Raw genomic sequence first — 22485 nt, 5'->3', positions numbered from 1 at the left:
TGTCAGGGCCAAACCAATGAACTGGACACTTGCTCTGCCCGAAATCGTGCTGGCCCTGTCCGGGCTGGTCATCCTGCTGGCCGGGGTGATGCAAAAGCGCGGTCAGGCTTTCTTTTCATGCACGATGATGACGCTGTTCGCCCTGGTGGTGACGGCGGCGCTGGTGGTGCTCTCGCCCGATGGCACGGGTTACAGCCATGTTTTCATCAATGATGGCTTTGCGCGCTTCATGAAGGTGCTGGCGCTGGCGGGGGCGGCGCTCTCGCTGGTGCTGGGCATCGGCTATGCGCGCGAGATGGAAATCGACAAATTCGAGTTCCCCGTGCTGGTGCTGTTCTCGACCCTTGGCGCCATGATCATGGCCTCATCGGGCAACCTCATGACGCTGTTCGTGGGGCTCGAGCTTTCCTCGCTGTCCATCTACATCCTGTGTGCGTTTGCGCGCGACCAGGTTACGGCGGCGGAGGCGGGGCTGAAATACTTCGTGCTCGGCTCGCTGGCCTCGGGCATCCTGCTTTATGGCATCTCGCTGGCCTATGGCTTTGCGGGCACGCTGGATTATGCCGGGCTGCAGCAGGCCGTGCGCGGCAGCGCCGTGCTGCCCGCGGGGCTTATGGTGGGCATCGTGTTCGTGCTGGTGGGGCTGTGCTTCAAGCTGTCCATGGTGCCGTTCCATATGTGGACACCCGATGTGTACCAGGGTGCCCCCACCTCGGTCACCGCCTATATGGCGGGCGCGCCCAAGATCGCGGCATTCGCCGTGCTGCTGCGGGTCATGGCCGGGCCGTTCGGCTCCATGGCGCACCAGTGGCAGCTGCTGATCGAGGTGGTCTCGGCGGCGTCGATGGTGTTTGGCGCACTCGCCGCCATCCCGCAGGGCAACATCAAGCGGCTCATGGCGTATTCCTCCATCGGGCATATGGGCTACGCCATGATCGGCCTTGCTGCGGGCACGACGGAGGGCACGCGCGGCACGCTGGTCTATCTGGTGACTTATCTGTTCATGAACGTGGGCGCGTTCGCGGGCATCGTGGCCATGCGGCGCAAGGGGCGCGCGGTCAGCCGCATCAGCGACCTTGCGGGGCTGGGCCGCAGCGACCCGGGCATGGCGCTGGCCATGGCGGTGTTCATGTTCTCCATGGCGGGCGCACCGCCGCTGGCGGGCTTCTTTGGCAAGCTTATGGTGTTCTATGCCGCGATCAACGCGCAGCTTTACGGGCTGGCGGCAATCGGTATCATCAGTAGCGTGATCGGGGCGTATTATTATATACGCATCGTCAAGATCATGTTTTTTGATGCCGCTGCCCCCGCACTTGATCGCGCGCCGGTTTCGGTCTCGTTCGTTTCCGCTGGCATGGGGCTGGTCACGGTGTTCTTCATCGTAGCCCTCGGCCCGGTTGCCACGGCGGCACAGGCGGCGGCGGCTGCATTGTTCAGGTAGTCCATGACCCATAGCCCTCCTGCCTTCCGCACCATGAGCATTCCCCGCAGCGGGGGGCGCACGTGGCCATTGCAGGTGCATGACAGGCTGGGCTCCACATCCAACCTGTGCAAGGACATGCTGGCGGCAGGGCACGGGCAGGACGGGCTCGCGGTGCTGGCCCTTGAACAGACGGCGGGGCGCGGCAGCCGGGGGCGCGAATGGCGTGATCCGGGGGGCAATCTGGCGCTGTCGGTCATGCTGGTGGGGCAGGGGGCGGTGGTGCCGGTGGGGGCATGGCCGTTCATCGCGGGTCTTGCGCTGCATGAGGCCGTGGCGGGTTTCCTGCCCGAACCGGACGCGCTGGAACTCAAATGGCCCAATGACCTGCTGCTGCACGGGCGCAAGATGGCGGGCATCCTGATCGAGACCGGGGCGGATGAGGCAGGGCCGTGGCAGGTGATCGGCATGGGGGCCAACCTCAGGGCCGCCCCGCGCATAGAAGGCCGCGAACTGGCCTGTCTGGCCGAATGCGGGGTTACGGTCACCCCGCCCGACATGGCCCGTGCCGTTTTGCAGGCACTCGATACGTGGCTGACGTGCCATGAGGCGCAGGGGTTTGGCGCCATACGCGCGGCGTGGCTGGCGCGTGCGCACCCGCCGGGCACGAAACTGCGTGTAGTGGCGGGCAACCGGGCCTTCAGCGGCACGTTTGCCGGGCTGGCGGATGACGGAATCCTGCTGCTCGACACCCCCACAGGCCCCCGGCAGGTAGTGACGGGCGAGGTGCTGATGGCGGATGGCAGGCAAGAATAATCCGCCCCGATTGCGGAAAGAGATTTAAGTCAGGGGGATTACATGATAATCCCTTGCATGAATTCATCGTGCGTCGTTTTGTTTCGGTGCGGTGTCGAACGCCATTTTCCGGGCGGGAAATGCGCTGGTTCCACCGCCCGCTTCAGGCCGCGCGCACTGCCAGCTTTTGGCGAGAGAACAGGATCTTGGCCCCGACCGGGCTGACAACAGGACAGGCAGACCGGCACGGAACAGGCGTTCCGGGCCCTTTCTTCAAACACATCTTCAACCCATGATATCTTGTAACAGGACCTTTTAATGAATGACATGACAGGCGTTTCTTTCCTTCCGCTGGGCGGAACCGGCGAAATCGGCATGAACCTCAACCTCTACCGCCAGGGCGATACGTGGCTTGCGGTGGATTGCGGCATTGGCTTCAGCGGCAACGACACGCCCGAGGCCGAGATCATCCTGCCCGACCCCGTGTTCATCGCCGAGCGGCGCAAGGCGCTGGCGGGCCTCGTCGTGACCCATGCGCATGAGGACCATCTGGGCGCCATCGCCCATCTGTGGCCGCAGCTTGGCTGCCCGGTCTATGTCACGCCGTTTGCCGCCGCCGTGCTGCGCCGCAAGCTGGGTGAGGCGGGGCTGGTGCAGCAGGTGCCCATCCATGTGATCGCGCCGGGCGGCGCGTTCAACGTGGGGCCGTTTGACCTGCGTTTTGTCTCGGTCACGCATTCGGTGCCGGAATCTCAGTCGCTGGTGCTGCGCACGCCGCAGGGCATCATCATCCATACCGGTGACTGGAAGATCGACCCCGACCCGCAGGTCGGCCCGCCGACCGACCTTGAAACCTTCGCAGCCCTTGGCCGCGAGGGCGTGCTGGCCATGGTGTGCGACAGCACCAATGTGCGCACCGAAGGGCCTTCCGCCTCGGAAGCCGATGTGCGGCGCGAGATGACCCGCCTCATCGCATCGCTGGAAGGGCGCATTGCCGTCACCTGCTTCGCCAGCAACGTGGCGCGCGTGGAAACGCTGGCCAAGGCGGCGCAGGCCGCAGGCCGCCGCGTGGCCGTGGTGGGCCGCAGCCTGCGCAACCTCGAGGTTGCGGCGCGGGAATGCGGCTACCTGTCCGATGTGCCGAACTTCCTGTCCGAGCAGGATGCCAATTCGGTGCCGGACAACCAGATCATGCTGATCGTGACCGGCAGCCAGGGCGAGCCGCGCTCGGCGCTCTCGCGCATCGCATCCGACACGCATCCCAACATCTCGCTGGGCGAGGGGGATACGGTCATCTACAGCAGCCGCATGATTCCCGGTAACGAGCAGGCCGTCATCCAGGTGCAGGACAACCTGACCCGGCGCGGCGTGCATGTCATTACCGACAAGGACCACCTCGTGCACGTGTCCGGCCATGCCACGGGCGGCGACGTGCGCAAGCTGTATGACCTCGTGCGCCCGCGCTTCCTCATTCCCGTGCATGGCGAGTGGCGTCACCTGACCGCCAATGCCGCCATTGCGCAGGAACTCAACATCGAGCCGGTGCTGCTTGAGGATGGCGATATCCTCGACATCCGCAGCGACGGTGTGGAAGTTGGCGACACCGCGCCCACCGGGCGGCTAGTGCTCGATGGCGGCCGCATCCTGCCCATGAATGGTGGCGTGCTGTCGGCGCGGCGGCGCATGCTGTTCAACGGCATGGTGCTGGGCAGCTTTGCCGTGGATGACGAGGGCTACCTGATTGGCGACCCGAAGGTAAGCGCGCCGGGCCTGCTTGATGCCGAGGATCCCGAGACTGCGCGCGTGACGGAAGAGTTCGGCAATGCGCTGGATGAGATTCCCGATGAACTGCGCGAGAACGACGCCACCTTCCGCGAGGCCGCCAAGACCGCGCTGCGCCGCGCGCTGGGCCGCAAGCTGCAAAAGCGCCCGCTGGTGGATGTGCACCTGCTGCGCGTCTGAGAACCTGTTTGAAAACAACTCATTGATAAAAGTTTCTGGGTGCCGCCTTTTTTAAAAAGGCGGTGTTCCGCGAAGCTTTCTGAAAAAAAAGCTTCACCAAAAACTTCCTTATGATCTCTGGATGTTTTTCCGGGCTGACTTTTCAGGCGGTCCCTAAGTCTGGCACCACAGTGCAAACATTTATGGCAGGGAACGGATGGACCGTTTCCTGCCATTTTTTATTGGTACGTTTTCCCTAAACCCGGCGGCTTTCGTGCAACCCGATTTGTGGGGGCACCATACGCCCGCAAGGGGCGCGTGGCCATGCCTGCTCACGCGGATGTTTACGCCCATGCGGGCCAGTTGCATCACGCCTGAGTGTAATGGGAGGGTGCGCGGCGCACATGCCCCATTCCACGGGCGTTGCGATTGGTCTAGGGTCCGCAGCATTATCGGTTCTCATACGTCAAGGTTCATACGGATATGCGTCTGTCCCGCAGTTTTCTGCCGACCCTCAAGGAAAATCCGGCCGAGGCCCAGATCACCTCGCACCGGCTCATGCTGCGCGCGGGCATGATTCGCCAGACATCGGCTGGCATCTACGCCTGGCTGCCCGCGGGCCTGCGCGTGCTCGAGAACATCGCCAACATCGTGCGCGAGGAGCAGGATGCAGCCGGCGCGCAGGAAGTGCTGATGCCCACCATGCAGTCCGCCGAGCTGTGGAAGCGCTCGGGCCGGTATGATGATTACGGCCCCGAGATGCTGCGCATCCGCGACCGCCACGAGCGCGACATGCTGTTCGGCCCGACCAATGAGGAAATGATTACCGATATCTTCGGTCAGGTGGTCAAGTCCTACAAGGAGCTGCCGCAGGTTCTCTACCAGATCCAGTGGAAGTTCCGCGATGAGGTGCGCCCCCGCTTTGGCGTGATGCGTGGCCGCGAGTTCTACATGAAGGATGGCTACAGCTTCGATCTCGATACGGCCTCGGCGGTCGATACCTATCGCCGCATGATGCTGGCCTACCTGCGCACCTTCCAGCGCCTTGGCGTGCGCGCCATCCCCATGCGGGCCGATACCGGACCGATTGGCGGCGAGCTGAGCCATGAATTCCTCATTCTTGCCCCCACGGGCGAGAGCGGCGTGTTCTTTGACAGTGCTCTCGAGGATCAGGACTGGCTGGGTGAGGACGTGGACACCAATGACCGTGCCTCGCTGGAAAAATTCTTCACGCGCATGACCTCGTTCTATGCCGCGACCGACGAGATGCATGATGCGGTAGCCTGGGCCAAGGTGCCCGCCGCGCGCCAGCGCGAGGGGCGCGGCATCGAGGTGGGGCATATCTTCAACTTCGGGCGCAAATACACCCAGTCGATGGATATCGCGGTCAGCGGCCCCGATGGCGCGCCGCTCTATCCCGAGATGGGCTCCTACGGCATTGGCGTCTCGCGCCTTGTCGCGGCCATCATCGAGGCCAGCCATGATGAAAACGGCATCATCTGGCCTCAATCCGTGGCCCCCTTCAAGGCGGTCATCATCAACCTCAAGAATGGTGATGCCCAGTGCGATGCGCTGTGCGAGCAGCTTTACGCCGCAGCGCCCCGCGCCCTGCTGTATGATGACCGCTCCGAGCGCGCAGGCGCCAAGTTTGCCGATGCCGACCTGATGGGCCACCCGTGGCAGCTCATTGTTGGCCCGCGGGGTGCCAAGGAGGGCAAGGTGGAAGTCAAGAACCGCCGCACCGGCGAGCGCACCGAGGAGACGGTAGAAGGCGCGCTGGCCCTTATTGCGAAACTGCAGGGCTGAGCATGTTCGGTCCCTTCGAGCGGATGATCGCCGGGCGCTACCTGCGGGCCCGGCGGGGGGAGCGGTTCGTTTCCATCATCGCGATCTTTTCGCTGGTCGGGATCGCGCTTGGCGTTGCCACGCTGATTATCGTGATGTCGGTCATGAACGGATTCAAGGCCGACCTGCTGGGCCGCATCCTCGGCCTTAATGGTGATCTGAGCGTGTACGGCCTGAGCCGCACCATCAGCGATTATGATGCGGTGGCAGGCCGCGTGCGGAGCGTGCCGGGCGTGGTCTCGGCAGCGCCTCTGGTTGAATCGCAGGTGCTGCTCAATTCAGGCAGCTACAATGCGGGCGGGCTGGTGCGCGGCATGACGCGGCCCGACCTGGTGGGCTTGCATGAGGTGAGCGACAACCTTGTCGCGGGCAGCCTTGATGATTTTGGCGGCGATGACACGATCGTTGTCGGCACCACGCTGGCCGAGCGTGCGGGGCTGACCGTGGGCGGCAGGCTCACCCTTGTCTCGCCACAGGGGGCGGCCACCGCATTCGGCACCATGCCGCGCGTGCGCGCCTACCGCGTGGTGGCGATCTTTGATGCGGGGGTGAGCGACTATAATTCCAGCTACGTGTTCCTGCCGCTGCATGCCGCCCAGGTCTATTTCCAGCTACCGGGGCAGGTGACGCAGGTGCAGGTCATGACGAAGGATGCGGAAAACGTCATCCCCATCCGCACGGCGATTGAAAAGGCGATGAATGGCGAAGTGCGCGTGATGGACTGGACCCAGAGCAACAACGCCTTCTTTGGCGCGGTGCAGGTGGAGCAGAACGTGATGTTCCTGATCCTGACGCTCATCATCCTTGTCGCTGCCTTCAATGTCATTTCCTCGCTGATCATGATGGTCAAGGACAAGAGCGCCGATATTGCCGTGCTGCGCACGCTGGGCGCCACGCGGGGGGCGATCATGCGCATCTTCCTCATGTGCGGGGCCTCGGTGGGGATAACGGGCACGTTTGTCGGCACTGGTCTGGGCATCGTGTTCTGCCTCAACATCGAGCGGATCCGCCAGATGCTCCAGCGCATGACCGGCACCGACCTGTTCAATGCCGAGGTGTATTACCTCGAGCACCTGCCCGCCAAGCTGGTGTGGTCGCAGGTGATCGAGGTGATCGCCATGGCGCTGGTGCTCTCGCTGCTGGCAACACTCTACCCCTCATGGCGGGCGGCCAAGACCGACCCGGTGGAGGCCCTGCGCCATGAATGACACCGTAAACACCGCCCCGCCGCTGCATCTTGATGGCGTGGTGCGCCGCTATATCAGCGGCGAGGAAACGCTCGAGGTGCTGAGCGGAGCCGACCTTACGCTGCGCGGCGGCGAGATTGTGGCACTTGTGGCCCCATCAGGCACCGGCAAGTCGACCCTGCTGCATGTGGCGGGCCTGCTGGAGAAACCCGATGCGGGCTGCGTGCTGCTGGCAGGGCAGGATGCCGGTGCGTTGCCTGACGGCGGGCGCACGGAACTGCGGCGCGACCGGATCGGCTTTGTCTATCAGTTCCATCACCTGCTGGCGGAATTCACCGCGCGCGAGAATGTCATGATCCCGCAGATGATCGCGGGCGTGCCACGCAGGCAGGCACAGGCGCGTGCGGATGAACTGCTGGCCGATTTTGGCCTGGCCCACCGGCTGGACCACCTGCCGGGCAAGCTTTCGGGCGGGGAGAAGCAGCGCGTGGCCATTGCGCGCGCGCTGGCCAACCGCCCGCATGTGCTACTGGCCGATGAGCCGACCGGCAACCTTGATGTGCATACATCCGATGCCGTGTTCGATGCCCTGCTGGTGACCGTGCGCGCGCATGGCGTGGCGGCCCTGATCGCGACCCATAACATGGACCTTGCCCGCCGCATGGACCGCATCGTGACCCTGCGTGACGGAAAGGTGGTGCCGGTGGCAGCTTGAGCCTACGCGCCCGGTTGTTCTGCGGGCGTGGTTTTCCTGGCCGGGAAGCTGGACATGCGCCGCACATGCGATGCGATTCATGGTATCAGGATGATCGGGAAAATGGCTGGGGAAGGGATATGAGTTATTTTGAACGATATAGACATCTCCATATTGAACTGATCAGCCATGATGAGCGTAACCTGCCGCTGAAATGGATCAGGTGTTACGACACGCCCGGCATCTGTGATGACTGTTTCCTGATTGACTGGAACGGTTCCATACTGGCGCATGCGATCTGGTATGAAGATAATAACCTTGCCATTAAAGAATTTACGTCGATTTTATATGAAACATATGTAAACGACCTGTTTCTTCATATGAAGAAAACGCATGAACAGGCACAGTTCTTTGTTTTTACAGATGAATGCACCCGGCAGCATGGCCTGTTCCGGCTGGAGGGTGATCCTCCTTTCGCAAAAGAACCGGGGCTCGATATCAACCGCATTGTAAAATTTGCGAAGGAAAGGCAGAAACGGCAGGAACAGGAAGCCATCGAGAATAAATTCAGGCTCTCGATGATGAATTTCATTCATAGGATTACGACGCTTTTCTGACAGGGCGGCGCATGCCCCGCCTATTGCGCCTGCCAGAAGGTCAGGCACACGCCCAATTCACCTTCCAGGCCATCGGCGGAGATTTCAAATTCGAATTTTCTGTCAGGAAAACACCTGTTCAGTGCCATGCGCCAGTATTTCTCAATCTGGTGGGCGAAGATGACCATCAGTTCGATGTCTTTTTTATACCGTGCGTCTTCATCCGTGAGGGAAGGGGGCCATTCTTCCCATTTCTGGAAATGGCCGGCTATTTCAAATAGATTGAGGAAATGTTCCATCCGCTGTCTTTCCTTGAATCCTCTTGGTTTTCCTTCATCTATTTTTCTATTTTCTTCTATGTATTGTCTGGTTTGTGAGTTTTTCCATAAAATATAGCCGTCTATATTCAAAAAAATCCGGGTTGAGTATGCCGATTGTGGCAAGGGCCTGCTCTACTGTGACAAAATGCGTGGCATGCAGGAAAAAATCATGATCATCGAAAGGAGCAGTGAATAATTCCAAAATATTTTCATCAAGACCATTTTTGCAAACCTTCATATGTCTGTTCCTTATGTATTGAGTATGAATGGAAATATTAAAGAGTTATTTCTGGCAGAATGTGACAACGGAACCATAATCCTGTTCATCATGAAAATATTTCACGGCCAATTCCCGTTCATGTTTTCTTCAACTTTTCTTTTATCATTCTTGTAGTTTTTGCGGGCGTCCAGAAAATTGCTTTCAGTATAATAATATTCCAGAAGGAAGCACCCATCCACCACGATAATGGAGGGGAATAGCAGGGCACAGAAAGCCAGTGATGTGTAAGGGCTGCATATAGGCCAGCTTGTCGTGCGCGCTGCCCTGTTCCATTGCATTCATGATTGAATTGACATTTTCAATGCAGGGCAGGGAATCAATAAGTTCGGTTTTCGTAATATGATTTCTCCGCCAAAGGCATTGTGTAATGGATTGCTGCATGGCCACAACTGCCTTGGCCGTGCACCACCTTCGCTGCCTTGTGGTCGCGTCAGGGGAGTGCACATCGCGCCCTGAGTGGGGTAGAATGGCCGCATGTCCCATGCCGATTTTGTCCATCTGCGCGTCCACTCCGCCTATTCCCTGAGCCAGGGGGCCATCCGCGTGCCTGAACTGGTGGCACTGGCGCATGACATGCGCATGCCCGCCGTTGCAATAACCGATACGGGCAACATGTTTGGCGCGCTCGAATTCTCGCAGTATTGCGGCAAGAAAGGCGTGCAGCCCATCATCGGCTGCCAGCTCGCACTCCCGTCGCGCAGCGACAAGCCCGGCATGCCCGCCGAGCCGCTGGTGCTGCTGGCGCGCAACCCGGAGGGGCTGGCCAATCTGCAATTCCTGTCCTCGGCAGGTTTTTTGCAGCACGAGACGGACGAGCCAACCGTAACGCTCGACCAGTTATGCGAACGCGCGGGCGGGCTGTTCCTGCTCACCGGCGGCAGCCGTGGCCCGCTGTTCCACATGCTGGCCGAAGGGCAGGAAAAGGAAGCCACCCGCTTCATGGACCGCCTGCATGAGGCCTATGGCAGCCACATGGCGGTTGAACTGCACCGCCACGGGCAGGCGGCCGAGCGCGCGGTGGAGCCGGGCATGATCGCCATGGCCGACCGCATGGGCCTGCCGCTGGTGGCCACCAATGAGTGCTTCTTCCCCCGGCCCGACATGTACGAGGCGCATGATGCGCTCTTGTGCATTGCCCAGGGCCGCACCATGGCCGAGCGCGAGCGCTGGCGTGTTACGCCCGAGCACTGGTTCAAGCCGCCGGAGGTCATGCGCGAACTCTTTGCCGACCTGCCCGAGGCCTGTGACAACACGCTCGAGATCGCGCGCTGCTGCGCAGTCCAGGTGGAAACGCGTAAACCCCTGCTGCCCATGTGCCCCAAGGTGCAGCCCGGCAAGACCGAGGATGAAACCCTGCGCGACATGGCCATCACCGGCCTGAAAAACCGCCTGTCGCGCATGGAGGTGGATGACGAGACGCGCACGAAATACGAGGAACGCCTGGCATTCGAGCTCGATATTATCGCGCAGATGGGATTTCCCGGCTACTTCATGATCGTGGCCGACTTCATCCAGTGGGCCAAGGCGCATGACATTCCCGTAGGGCCGGGCCGTGGCTCGGGCGCAGGGTCGCTTGCCGCCTGGGCACTGACCATTACCGATATCGACCCCATTCCCTTCAACCTGCTGTTCGAGCGCTTCCTCAACCCCGAACGCGTGTCGATGCCGGATTTCGATATCGATTTCTGTCAGGACCGGCGTGATGAGGTCATCAGCTACGTCCGCAGTGAATACGGCCCGGACCGGGTGGCCCAGATCATCACGTTCGGTAAGCTGCAGGCGCGTGCCGCCGTGCGCGACGTGGGGCGCGTGCTGGGCCTGCCATTCGGCATGGTCAACCGCGTGGCCGAACTCATCCCCAACAACCCCGCCCAGCCGGTCACACTCAAGCAGGCGATCGAGGGCGAACCGCGCCTGCAGGAAATGCGCGACGAGGACGAGGCCATCCGCCGCCTGCTGGAAATTGGCCAGCAGCTCGAGGGCCTGTTCCGCCACGCCAGCACGCATGCCGCGGGTGTCGTGATTGGTGACCGCGAACTCGTGGAACTGGTGCCGCTTTACCGCGACCCCAAGAGCGAGATGCTGGTCACGCAGTATAACATGAAGTTCGTGGAGCAGGCGGGGCTGGTCAAATTCGACTTCCTCGGCCTGACCACGCTCACCATCCTGCAACGCGCGGTGCAGTTCCTGCACGGCATGGGCATCAAGGTTGACCTGTCCGCCCTGCCGCTGGATGACGCACTGACCTATGACATGCTGGCGCGAGGCGATACGGCGGGCGTGTTCCAGTTTGAAGGCGCTGGCATGCGCGACGTGCTCAAGCAGATGCGCCCGACCCGGCTGGAAGACCTGATCGCCGCCGTGGCCCTGTACCGCCCCGGCCCGATGGCCAACATCCCTGATTACTGCCGGCGCAAGCATGGCGAGGCATGGGAGCCGCCGCACGAGGAAATCCGCGACATTCTTGAAGAGACCTATGGCATCATGGTCTATCAGGAGCAGGTCATGCAGATTGCCCAGAAGATGGCGGGCTACAGCCTTGGCGGGGCCGACCTGCTGCGCCGCGCCATGGGCAAGAAGATCCGCGCCGAGATGGACCGCCAGCGCGAGATCTTTACCGAAGGGGCGATGAAGCGCGGCATCGAGCAGGACAAGGCTGCCGAGGTGTTCGACCTCATGGCCAAGTTTGCTGATTACGGCTTCAACAAATCGCACGCCGCAGCCTATGCGCTGGTATCGTACCAGACCGCGTGGATGAAGGCGAACCACCCCGTGGCCTTTATTGCGGCCTGCATGTCGCTTGCGCGTGAAAAGACCGACAAGCTGGCTGGCCTGCGGCAGGAGGCTGACCGGCTGGGCATTGCGCTCCTGCCGCCCGACATCAATGCGTCCGGCGCCGACTTTACGGTGGAAAAACTGCCCGATGGCGCGACATACGGCATCCGCTACGCGCTGGCGGCAATAAAAAAAGTGGGGCTGGGGGCCATGCAGTCGCTGGTGGCGGTGCGTGGCAACAAGCCCTTTACCGACCTTGAGGATCTGGCCGCCCGCCTTGACCCCAGGCAGGTCAACAAGATGCAGCTTGAAAACCTGGCCCGCGCGGGCGCGTTCGACACCATCCTGCCCAACCGCGCGCAGGCCTGTGGCGCGGCCGAGACCGTGATGCGCCGCGCGCAGGCCAACGCGCAGGAGGCGGCAAGCGGGCAGATCGGCCTGTTTGGCGGCGGCGGTGGGGCACCCGCCCAGCGCGAGCCGCTGCGCCTGCCGCGCTGTGCGGACTGGCCGGAATTCGAGCGGCTGAACATGGAGGCGGACGCCATCGGCTTTCACCTGACCGGCCACCCGCTGGATTCCTACGGCCCGCTCATGCGCAGGCTGGGCGCAATCCGCGCCACGGGGCTGGAGGCTGCGGCACAGGCCGGGATCGGGCGCGTCAAGATCGCGGGCTGCGTGGTCGACCGCAAGGAGCGCCCCACGCGCACGGGCAACAAGATGGCGTGGGTGCGCCTGTCAGATGCATCGGGCGGGTGCGAGGTCACGTTCTTTTCCGAGGTGCTGTCGCGCGCGCGTGAAATTCTGGTGGCAGGCAATGCCGTGGTGGTCACGGCCGACCTCAAGCTGGAAGGCGAGGCGCTGCGCATTACCGCATCCGACGTGATGGAGCTTGAACAGGCGGCGGCGGAGGCGGCGGCGGAACTGCGCATCTGGTTCGATCAGGCCGAGGCCATCGAGCCGATCCGCGACGTGCTGCTTGGCCATGGCAGCGGGCGGGGGCGGGTGATCCTGATGCCCTCGGTCGCCGCAACACAGGATGTGGAACTGACCCTGGCCGAGCGCTACCGCGTGACCCCGCGCGTGGCGCAGATGATCAAGGCCATTGAAGGGGTGGGCAAGGTCGAGCAGTTTTAAATGTTACTCATTGATAACGTATAAATAAATGCAGAATGCTCCGGGGCGGCCCATTGCCTTGTCGTGTGGGCATGAACCTTGCAAGCTCAGGGCAGGGGTGCCATACGCAGGGGCTGCCTTTTGCGCATCATCCCTGTTCATGCAACGCCGGATACAGAATGGACAACGCCATTCCCGCCACCAGCCTGTCGCACCAGAGCGTGACCTTTGCCGAGGGCCTGCCGCTTGACTGCGGCTTCCATCTCGCCCCGGTTGATGTGGCCTACCGCACCTATGGCACGCTCTCGCCCGCGCGCGACAATGCCATCGTGGTCTGCCACGCGCTGACGGGAGACCAGTACGTGGCCGACCCGCATCCGCTCACCGGCAAGCCCGGCTGGTGGAGCCGCATGGTCGGCCCCGGCCTGCCAATCGATACCGACCGCTTCTTTGTCATCTGTAGCAACGTGCTGGGCGGCTGCATGGGCACCACCGGGCCGCGCAGCCCGCGCACGCTGCCCGATGGCACGCAGGAGCCGTGGGGCACCGACTTCCCCCCCATCACCATCCGCGACATGGTGCGCGCGCAGAAGCTGCTGGTCGACCACTTGGGCATTACCCGCCTGCTGGCGGTCGTAGGCGGCTCGATGGGCGGCATGCAGGTGCTCGAATGGGCCGCGACCTACCCCGGATGCGTGTTCGCGGCCATGCCCATCGCCACAAGCCCGTTCCATTCGGCCCAGAACATCGCGTTCAACGAGGTCAGCCGCCAGGCCATCTTCGCTGACCCGCAATGGCATGGCGGGCGGTATTGGGAATGCGGCGAGATCCCGGCGCGCGGGCTGGCGGTGGCGCGGATGATGGCGCACATCACCTATCTTTCCGAGGCGGCGCTGACCCGCAAATTCGGCCGCCGCGTGCGCCATGAGCCGGGCAAGGGCGGGGCAGGGGGACCGGGCTCGCTGTTTGGCGAGATGTTCGAGGTGGAAAGCTACCTGCGCCACCAGGGCTCGACCTTCGTGCGGCGGTTTGACGCCAATTCCTACCTCACCATCACCCGCGCCATGGATTATTTCGACCTCGGCGCCGAGCATGATGGCGATATGTCGCACCCGTTTGCGGGCACGCGCACGCGCTTTTGCATCGTGTCGTTTTCATCCGACTGGCTGTTCCCCACCTCGCAGTCGCGGCTGCTGGCCCGCGCGCTCAACCGGGTGGCCGCCAACGTGTCGTTTGTCGAGATCGAGAGCGACAAGGGCCATGATGCGTTTTTGCTTGATGAGCCGGATTTTGACCGTACCATCCGTGGCTTCCTGTGCGGAGCCGCCGAACATGCCGGGATTGCCTGACCATGCGCCTTGACCAGCGACTCATCGCCGGCATGATCCGCCCCCGCACCCGCGTGCTTGACGTGGGCAGCGGCGATGGCGCGCTGCTGGACTACCTGTTCCGCAACAGCGGCTGTGATGCGCGTGGCATCGAGATCGACATGAAGGAAGTCACCCGCTCCGTCGCCCACGGCCTGCCGGTCATGCATGGCGATGCGGATCATGACCTGGCCCATTACCCCGATAACGCCTTTGACTACGTGGTGCTGCAGCGCACGCTCCAGGCCGTCGAGCGCCCGCGTGAGGTGCTGCGCCAGATGCTGCGCATCGGGCGGTATGCCATCGTCTCCTTCCCCAATTTCGGGCACTGGCGGCTGCGCCTGCAACTGCTCACGCGCGGGCGCATGCCCATGACCAGCGTGTGGAGCAGGCCGTGGTATGACACGCCCAACATCCACCCGTGCACCATTCTCGACTTTTTGACGCTGTGCCGCGATGAGGGTTATGGTGTGCAGCAATGGATGGCCGTTGATGAGGACGGCGAGCGCGCACCGTGGCGGCGCTCGATCCGGCTGGCCAACCTGTTTGGCGAACAGGCGCTGTTCCTGCTGCGGCGCAAGGACGGCCCACGCCCCTGAACGCGCCACGATGGGGAGACCCGACCATGGACACACTCGAAGCCATTCGCACCCGGCGCGCCATCCGCGCCTATGATCCCGACCACCGGATCAGCGATGCCGAACTGCGCACCCTGCTCTCGGCGGCCCGCATGGCGCCCTCGGCGTTCAATGTCCAGCACTGCCGTTTCGTGGTGGTGAAAGACCCCGCCCTGCGGCGCGAACTGCGCAAGGTGGCATGGGACCAGCCGCACGTGACCGACGCTTCGGTGCTGATCGTGCTGTGCGCCGACCGCGATGCGTGGAAGGAAGACCCCGCCCGCTACTTCAGCGGCGCGCCCGATGCGGTCAGGCAGCAGATGGCGGACACGATTACCCGCTATTATGAAGGCCGCGAATGGGTGCAGCAGGACGAGACCATGCGCAGCTGCGGCCTTGCCGCCCAGACGCTCATGCTCGCCGCCACCGCCATGGGCTACCAGTCCTGCCCCATGGATGGCTTTGATTACGAGGCCGTGGGCAAACTGGTCAACCTGCCGCCCAACCATGTGGTGGCGATGTTCGTGGTCATTGGCAAAGGTACGCAGGAGGCGCGCCCCCGCGTGGGCAAGCTGCCCGACAGCGAGGTCATCCTGACCGACCGCTTTCCCCCGCGCTGAAGCCGGACGCAGGCCACGCGCATTAAAAGCTTGCGGTCGGGCCCGCAACGCGATACAGCATCACGCTCGGGAACGGGCCGCGCCTGTTCCCCGTGCTGGCTAGATTGCACGTGTCCTTGACGCGGGGGACACGACCATAAGCAGACTGGACCGGCCTTTATCCCTTACATGATATCCTTGCGACGACAGAACGAGCGCCTCCATGCACATGGGGCCGGTTTCGGATTCACCTGTCGGTTCGCCACCCGGGCACGCAGCGCCCCCAGTGGGTCGCTGCCCCGTTTTTTTGCGCCAGGAGGCGCCATTCATGACAACGACGTTTGCCGATCTTCATCTTGCAGAGCCCCTGCTGCGGGCACTGGACGAGGAAGGCTACGCCACGCCCACCCCCATCCAGGCCGGCGCCATTCCCTACCTGCTTGAAGGGCGCGACCTGCTTGGGCTGGCCCAGACCGGCACGGGCAAGACCGCAGCCTTCGCGCTGCCCATCCTTGACCGTCTTTTCCGTGAGAAGGGCCGTGCGCACCCCAAGGGCGCGCGCGCCCTGGTGCTGGCCCCCACGCGTGAGCTGGCCTCCCAGATCGGGGAGAGCTTCGCATCCTATGCCCGCCACATGCGCTTCAGCCATGCTGTCGTGTTCGGTGGCGTGGGGCAGGGGCGCCAGATCGAGGCGCTGCGCCGTGGCGTGGACGTGCTCGTCGCCGCCCCCGGCCGCCTGCTTGACCTGATGGGCCAGGGCCATGTCGATCTGTCCGGCCTTGAAGTGCTGGTGCTCGATGAAGCCGACCGCATGCTCGACATGGGCTTCGTGCGCGATATCCGCAAGATTGTTGCCGCCCTGCCCACCGACCGCCAGACCCTGCTGTTCTCGGCCACCATGCCCAAGACCATATCGGACCTGGCGCACGGCCTGCTGCGCGACCCGGCCACCGTGCAGGTGACCCCGCCGTCGAGCACGGTGGACCGCATCCGCCAGGCTGTGATGTTTGTCGATACCGGCAACAAGCGCGAGGCGCTGAAGCTGCTGGTTGACTCGCCCAAGGTCGAGCGCGCCGTGGTGTTCACGCTGATGAAGCACGAGGCCAACAAGGTTGCGACCTTCCTCAACGAGCACGGCATCACCGCCGAGGCCATTCATGGCAACAAGTCGCAGGGTGCACGTGAACGCGCCATGTCGGGCTTCCGTTCGGGCAATGTGAAGGTGCTGGTGGCGACCGATATCGCGGCCCGTGGCATCGACGTGGATGACGTGACCCACGTGTTCAACTACGACCTGCCCAACGTGCCCGAGAGCTATGTGCACCGCATCGGGCGCACGGCGCGCGCGGGGCGCGAGGGCTGGGCGGTCTCGCTGTGCGATGCCGAGCAGCGTGCCTGGCTGCGTGATATTGAAAAGAATATCGGCAAGAAGATCCCCGTCGTGTCCGAGCATCCGTACCATTCGGAAGCCGCCGAGAACTCGACCATGCGTCCGCCCGTGCTTGGTGGTGGTGGCCGTGGCCGTGGCGGTGGCGGTGGTCGTCCCGGTGGCGGTCGCCCCGGTGGCGGCGGTCGTCCGGCCGGTGGTGGTCGTCCGCCTGCAGGTGGCCGGGGTGGTCGCCCCGGTGGCAACCGCTCCGGTGGTGGTGGTGGCGGCCGCCGCGCGGTCTGACCCGGCCTTGGCCCGCCTTGCATGTGCAGGTGGGCCACGGCAGCCGGCATGATTGAAAAAGGGCGCCCGGCCTCTGGTCGGGCGCCTTTTTGCATGATGTGGTACAGGTCTGGATGTGTATTATTTAGAATTAATTAATGTGAAATAATTAAATAAAGTTATAAATCGGGCCCAATGCAGACATGTCTTCCGCATGTTGCAATATTTGTACTGGCAAAATAAACAGCGCGGCGTGTCTGTGCCATCCGCTTGTGAAATAAGTGGAAAAACCAGATAATATCTTGCAGTGATGTGGGCGGCTCATTTACTGTTCCGGCTCGTTAAGAAAAACCTAACAGGCACATCCTTTTTTTGTGGAGCCATCGATTATAGGGAACAGGGCGCAGCCATGGCGCAGGGGGGGCAACCTGTTGCCCGCAGGGGCTCCGGCGCGCCCCTGGGCATGCATATACGTATTGTAGGGCTTTATGTTCGGGTAATCTGGTTGTTAATCATGTTCAGGGAATTATGGCTGAAGTGGGGCGGGGCGGCATTGATGGCCACGCCCGCCGTGCAGAGGGGGCTGATCTTCCTGCTCATGGCAGGTGGTGCGCTCATCTGCGGCTCGGTAGGCGGCGTTAGCGTCACGCCCATGCAGCAGGGCTGTATTTCCATTGGCACGGTTGGGCTGTTCTTTTTTCTCAACCGCAGGCCGGGGCGGCATATTACCTGCATCCTCATGATGCTGTCGCTGTTTGTCTCCTTCCGTTACCTGATCTGGCGGCTGGGCAGCACCGTGCAGTTTGGCAGCGTGCTCCAGAGCGTGCTGTCAGTCGCACTCCTGCTGGCGGAGGGGTATGCGCTCTCGACCCTGTGCCTGAGCTATTTCCAGATGTCGTGGCCGCTCCACCGCAAGCCTCACCGCCTGCCTGACAACCTTGATGACTGGCCGATGGTCGATGTGTACGTCCCCTCCTATAACGAGGATCTGGAACTAGTGCGTTCCACCGTGCTCGGCGCCATGGACCTGCACTGGCCCGAGGGCAAGCTCAACGTCTATATTCTCGATGACGGGCGGCGCAAGGCGTTCCATGACTTCGCCAAGGAATCCGGGGCAGGCTACATCATCCGCTCCGAGAACAATCATGCCAAGGCGGGCAATCTCAACCATGCGATGAAGATCACGAAAGGCGAATTCGTGGTCATTTTCGATTGTGACCACGTGCCCACGCGTTCGTTCCTGCTCAAGACTATTGGCTGGATGGTGGCCGACCCCAAGCTGGCCCTGCTCCAGACACCGCATCACTTCTATTCCCCCGATCCGTTCCAGCGCAATCTGGCCGCAGGCTATGACGTGCCGCCCGAGGGCAACATGTTCTATGGCCTGGTGCAGGACGGCAATGATTTCTGGGATGCCACCTTCTTCTGTGGTTCATGCGCCGCCATCCGCCGCTCGGCCCTGCTCAGCGTGGGCGGGTTCGCAACCGAGACGGTCACGGAAGATGCGCACACCGCGCTGAAGATGCAGCGCAAGGGGTGGGGCACCGCCTATCTGCGCCAGCCGCTGGCAGGCGGCCTGGCTACCGAGCGGCTGATCCTGCATATCGGCCAGCGCGTGCGCTGGGCGCGCGGCATGCTCCAGATCATGCGGCTTGACAACCCCATGCTCGGCCGCGGCCTGCGGTGGGAGCAGCGGCTCTGCTACCTGTCGGCCATGTCGCACTTCCTGTTTGCCATACCAAGGGTGACCTTTCTGGTCTCGCCGCTGGCGTTCCTGTTCCTGGGGCAGAACATCATCGCGGCCTCCCCGTTTGGCATTACGGTTTATGCGCTGCCGCATATCTTTCATTCCATCATGACGCTCTCGCGCATCGAGGGGCGGTGGCGCTACTCCTTCTGGAGCGAGATTTACGAGACCTCGCTCGCGCTGTTCCTGGTGCGCATCACCATCGTGACCCTGCTCCAGCCGCACAAGGGCCAGTTCAACGTGACCGACAAGGGCGGCCTGCTGGCGCGCGGCTACTTTGATTTCAGCGCGGTGTACCCCAATGTCATCATGGCGCTGGTCCTGTTTGGCGGCATGGTGCGCGGCCTGTTCGGCATGGTGTTCGACTATCACGAGAAACTGGCGTTCCAGTCCTTCGCGCTCAATACGCTGTGGATCACCATCAGCCTGATCGTGGTGCTGGCCTCCATTGCGGTGGGGCGTGAAACCCGGCAGATCCGGCATGCGCCGCGCGTGCGGGTCAAGCTGCCGGTTGATATCTGTTTTGAAAATGGCGATGTCTTCCATGCCCACACAACCGATATCTCGCTTGGCGGGGCGGGCGTTACGCTCAACCTGCCCACCAAGCTTGAAACGCCCGTCGATATCGAATTGCGCTATACCCACCCCGAGGATGGCATTGAAGTGTCCGTGCCCACCCGCATCCTGGGCCAGCGCGGCGCGTGGCTGCACCTGCAATGGAAGATCGAGACGCTGGAAGAGGAACGGCAGGTTGTGAGCATGGTATTCGGGCGCAGTGATGCATGGGATAACTGGGCCGACTTCAAGGAAGACCGGCCGCTTAACAGTATCTATCAGGTTATCAAGAGCATCGGGGGGCTGCTTGCGCCGCCATATCTGTGGAATATCAGCCCTTCAGGCGATAGCGGGGATGAGGAGGAAGCAGGAGGGAAGAAAGAGGAAGAAAAGCTGGAAAAGAAAAGCCTGATCGTGCCCCCCACCCATGCCAGCAGCATACGTGGCACCGCGGGCGCGCTGATCGCATCCCTCATGCTGGCGGTCCTTCCCGCCATGGCGGCTGAACCCGTGCACCCCACGGTTTTTGACCGTACGGGCGTCTCATCCGCAACGCCGTGGGGCGACAGCAATTCCGGTGACCTGCCGCCGGTGCCGCAGCCGGTGGATGCCGCCGCCGCCGGGCGCATAGCCGATACCGAGGTCACGCGCACCATTGCATTTCGCGACCTGGGGCTGGTCAACGGGCCGCTGAGCCTGACCGGTATCTCCCCGCTCCAGGGGCTTGATGTGGTGGTGCCGGCCAACCGCGTGGTCACGCACGCGACGCTGAGCCTGTCCGGCGCGATTTCACCTTCGCTTCTGCCAGAAGCCTCTGCCGTCAACATTACGCTGAACGAGCAGTATGTCGGCACGATCCGGGTCGACCCCACGCACCCGAGCTTCGGGCCGGTCGAGTTCCCCATAGACCCGCTCTACTTTACCGAGGACAGCAAGCTCAACTTCCGCTTCGCGGGTGAATACCGGCGCGACTGTAACGACCTGTATAATGATGTGCTGTGGGCCAAGATATCGGACCAGTCCACCATTACCCTCACCACCGCGCGCATCACGCCCGAACGCACGCTTGCCCGCCTGCCCGCGCCTTTCTTTGACCCCGCGCTGCGGGTGGCGATGCGCGTGCCGGTTGTCCTGCCCGCGGCAACGCCAGCGCCGGAGGTTCTGCGCGGGGCGGGGCTCGTGGCCTCGTGGCTGGGCCGGATGGCGGGTTCGCACCAGATTTCCTTCCCCGTATCATCCGCATTGCCCGATACCGGGAACGCCATCGAGATTGGCGAGAACCTTGCGGTTGATGAGCAGGGCCACCCGCCCGCGGGACCCACGCTGCTGGAGATTGCCAACCCGGCCGACAAATGGGGCACCATCCTTGTCGTGACCGGGCGCAATGCGAAGGAAGTCGAGATCGCGGCGCGCAAGCTGGTGTTCTCGCCTGATACGCTGGGCGATGTTTCATCCATCGTGGTGCAGGATGTCAGCCTGCGCCCGCGCCAGCCTTATGACGCGCCCGCGTTCATTCCCACCGACCGCCCGGTGCGGCTGGGCGAACTCGTGGCCGCAAGTGACCTGCAGACCTCGGGTTTTGTGGGCGCCCCCCTGCATGTGCCCTTTCACCTGCCGCCAGACCTGTATACCTGGCACCAGCTGCCTTTCCTGATGGATCTGTGGTTCCGTGCGCCTGACGGGGCGGTAATGGACCTCAATGCATCGCGGCTCGATATCCATCTCAACCACAATTATATCCAGAGCTATTCGCTCCGTCCCAACAGCCTGTGGCGGGCCTGGTCGGAGCGGATGGTGACCCAGCATGCCGGGGCCGTGGGGCATGTCACCGCCATGCCGCCGTGGCTTCTGTTCGGGCAGAATGACCTTCAGTTCAGCTTCAATACCCGCCCGGTGGATTTTGGCGCATGCCGCCGCACCCCCGGTGACGTGCAGATGGCGGTTGATTCGGATTCCATACTCGACTTCCGGCGTGGGGTGCATTTCACCATGCTGCCCAACCTGTCCTATTTTGCCGAGATCGGTTTCCCGTTCTCGCGCATGGCCGATCTGGGCGAGACCACGGTGGTGCTGCCCCGCGCCCCTGACCACGACACGCTTGGCGCCTATCTGGACCTGATGGGCTTTTTCGGGTCGCTTACGGGCTATCCGGTTGCGGGCGTGCAACTGGCCACCACGGATCAGGTTGCGCAGAAACCACCCTCGGGCGATGTGATCCTGCTGGCGCCGGTGCAGCAGATGGGCGGAGCCGCGGCACTGCTGTCGCGTTCGGCCTACCATATCGATGACAGTCATCTTGCCGTTGGGCAGAGCATGGGGCTGCAGGGTATCTGGTACCTGTTCCAGGACCGCGATAGTGCCGGCCTGCGCAATGGTGTTACGGCCAATCTTGATGCCCCCGTCAAGGGAGCGGCTTTCATGATCGGGGCGGAATCGCCCTATGCGGCGCATCGCTCGGTCCTGGCGCTGATAGGTGATGATGGCGGCCGGATCGAGGAGCTGGTGACCAGCCTGCATGACAGCAAGGTGCTGCCGCAGATACAGGGCGATCTGGTGCTGAAAAACGGCAGCCAGCTCACGACCTACCGCACCTCGCCCACCTATAGCGTGGGGCACCTGCCGTTCTGGATGTGGGTGGACTGGTTCCTCTCGCGTCATCCGCTGCTGATGTATCTATGCGGCGTAACGGGGGCGGTCATGCTGGGCACGGGCGCGTGGATGTGGCTGCGCGCACGGGCGCGACGCCGGGTGCGCGAACAGGCAAAAGCCGATGAAGAAGCCCGCATGCGGGGGGAGGGGCACTAACAGGCCCGTTTGGGTGTAGTTTGTATGGCAGCACGCCGTTTGCCACGCGTGCTGCCATGATGACAGATGGGAAAAGCCTGGCTTCGTGCGATACAGATTCTTCTGGATGCATGGCGTTTTGAGTGGGGATAAAGCGTTACGGGTTGATTACGCCACAATGGTAGCTTGTTGCGCCCCT

The 22485-nt window shown here is 62.7% G+C and carries 16 protein-coding genes; 13 read left to right on the top strand and 3 right to left on the bottom strand.

The window, feature by feature from the left end:
• The first annotated feature begins 16 nt into the window (after nucleotides 1–16).
• The 7 genes from nuoN (at nucleotide 17) to DV027_RS03205 (ending at nucleotide 8499) form a co-directional block, all read left to right on the top strand.
• On the top strand, nucleotides 17–1441 hold the full coding sequence (nuoN, locus tag DV027_RS03235) for an NADH-quinone oxidoreductase subunit NuoN (RefSeq protein WP_130730514.1): 1425 nt from the start codon (nucleotides 17–19) through the stop codon (nucleotides 1439–1441).
• 3 nt (nucleotides 1442–1444) lie between these two features.
• Nucleotides 1445–2236 (top strand): biotin--[acetyl-CoA-carboxylase] ligase, encoded by a 792-nt coding sequence (locus DV027_RS03230; RefSeq protein ID WP_130730513.1) that lies wholly within the window; start codon nucleotides 1445–1447, stop codon nucleotides 2234–2236.
• Between the two features lie 297 nt (nucleotides 2237–2533).
• The gene (locus DV027_RS03225; protein ID WP_130730512.1) at nucleotides 2534–4177 is read left to right on the top strand and encodes a ribonuclease J; all 1644 of its coding nucleotides are present in this window, start codon (nucleotides 2534–2536) and stop codon (nucleotides 4175–4177) included.
• 462 nt (nucleotides 4178–4639) lie between these two features.
• Nucleotides 4640–5962 (top strand): proline--tRNA ligase, encoded by a 1323-nt coding sequence (proS, locus tag DV027_RS03220; protein ID WP_130730511.1) that lies wholly within the window; start codon nucleotides 4640–4642, stop codon nucleotides 5960–5962.
• A gap of 2 nt (nucleotides 5963–5964) precedes the next feature.
• Nucleotides 5965–7209, top strand: a complete 1245-nt coding sequence (locus tag DV027_RS03215) for a lipoprotein-releasing ABC transporter permease subunit (protein WP_130730510.1) — start codon at nucleotides 5965–5967, stop codon at nucleotides 7207–7209.
• Entirely contained in the window at nucleotides 7202–7903 is a 702-nt protein-coding gene (locus DV027_RS03210) for an ABC transporter ATP-binding protein (RefSeq protein WP_130730509.1), read from the top strand. Before DV027_RS03215 ends, DV027_RS03210 begins: the two co-directional genes overlap by 8 nt.
• A complete protein-coding gene (locus tag DV027_RS03205; RefSeq protein WP_130730508.1) occupies nucleotides 7900–8499 on the top strand; it encodes a hypothetical protein in 600 nt (199 codons plus the stop codon). The genes DV027_RS03210 and DV027_RS03205 overlap by 4 nt, the downstream gene beginning before the upstream one ends.
• Before the next feature lie 20 nt (nucleotides 8500–8519).
• Here DV027_RS03205 and DV027_RS03200 read toward each other — a convergent pair whose 3' ends face one another.
• From DV027_RS03200 to DV027_RS03190, 3 genes are all read right to left on the bottom strand, one after another.
• Entirely contained in the window at nucleotides 8520–8777 is a 258-nt protein-coding gene (locus DV027_RS03200; protein ID WP_130730507.1) for a hypothetical protein, read from the bottom strand.
• A gap of 46 nt (nucleotides 8778–8823) precedes the next feature.
• Entirely contained in the window at nucleotides 8824–9036 is a 213-nt protein-coding gene (locus DV027_RS03195; protein ID WP_130730506.1) for a hypothetical protein, read from the bottom strand.
• Nucleotides 9037–9219: 183 nt separating this feature from the next.
• Complete coding sequence (locus tag DV027_RS03190) at nucleotides 9220–9459, bottom strand: hypothetical protein (protein ID WP_130730505.1); 240 nt, start codon at nucleotides 9457–9459, stop codon at nucleotides 9220–9222.
• A 93-nt stretch (nucleotides 9460–9552) separates the two neighbouring features.
• Between DV027_RS03190 and dnaE the strand changes: the two genes are divergently transcribed.
• The 6 genes from dnaE (at nucleotide 9553) to bcsA (ending at nucleotide 22307) form a co-directional block, all read left to right on the top strand.
• Complete coding sequence (dnaE, locus tag DV027_RS03185) at nucleotides 9553–12987, top strand: DNA polymerase III subunit alpha (RefSeq protein ID WP_130730504.1); 3435 nt, start codon at nucleotides 9553–9555, stop codon at nucleotides 12985–12987.
• Between the two features lie 158 nt (nucleotides 12988–13145).
• Entirely contained in the window at nucleotides 13146–14315 is a 1170-nt protein-coding gene (gene metX, locus DV027_RS03180) for a homoserine O-acetyltransferase MetX (RefSeq protein WP_130730503.1), read from the top strand.
• Nucleotides 14316–14317: 2 nt separating this feature from the next.
• Entirely contained in the window at nucleotides 14318–14932 is a 615-nt protein-coding gene (gene metW, locus DV027_RS03175) for a methionine biosynthesis protein MetW (protein ID WP_078524387.1), read from the top strand.
• A 26-nt stretch (nucleotides 14933–14958) separates the two neighbouring features.
• Nucleotides 14959–15570 carry a nitroreductase family protein gene (locus tag DV027_RS03170; RefSeq protein ID WP_130730502.1) on the top strand — a complete coding sequence of 204 codons (612 nt, stop codon included), beginning with the start codon at nucleotides 14959–14961 and terminating at the stop codon, nucleotides 15568–15570.
• A gap of 307 nt (nucleotides 15571–15877) precedes the next feature.
• A complete protein-coding gene (locus DV027_RS03165; RefSeq protein ID WP_130730501.1) occupies nucleotides 15878–17221 on the top strand; it encodes a DEAD/DEAH box helicase in 1344 nt (447 codons plus the stop codon).
• Nucleotides 17222–17714: 493 nt separating this feature from the next.
• Nucleotides 17715–22307: a UDP-forming cellulose synthase catalytic subunit gene (gene bcsA, locus DV027_RS03160; RefSeq protein WP_130730500.1), complete on the top strand. Its 4593-nt coding sequence runs from the start codon at nucleotides 17715–17717 to the stop codon at nucleotides 22305–22307.
• Nucleotides 22308–22485: the final 178 nt, after the last annotated feature.

The organism is Komagataeibacter xylinus (assembly GCF_004302915.1).
In the GTDB taxonomy this organism is placed as follows: domain Bacteria; phylum Pseudomonadota; class Alphaproteobacteria; order Acetobacterales; family Acetobacteraceae; genus Komagataeibacter; species Komagataeibacter xylinus_C.
Note: the sequence above shows the minus strand (reverse complement) of the source record. Positions and strands in the feature narration are given on the sequence as shown.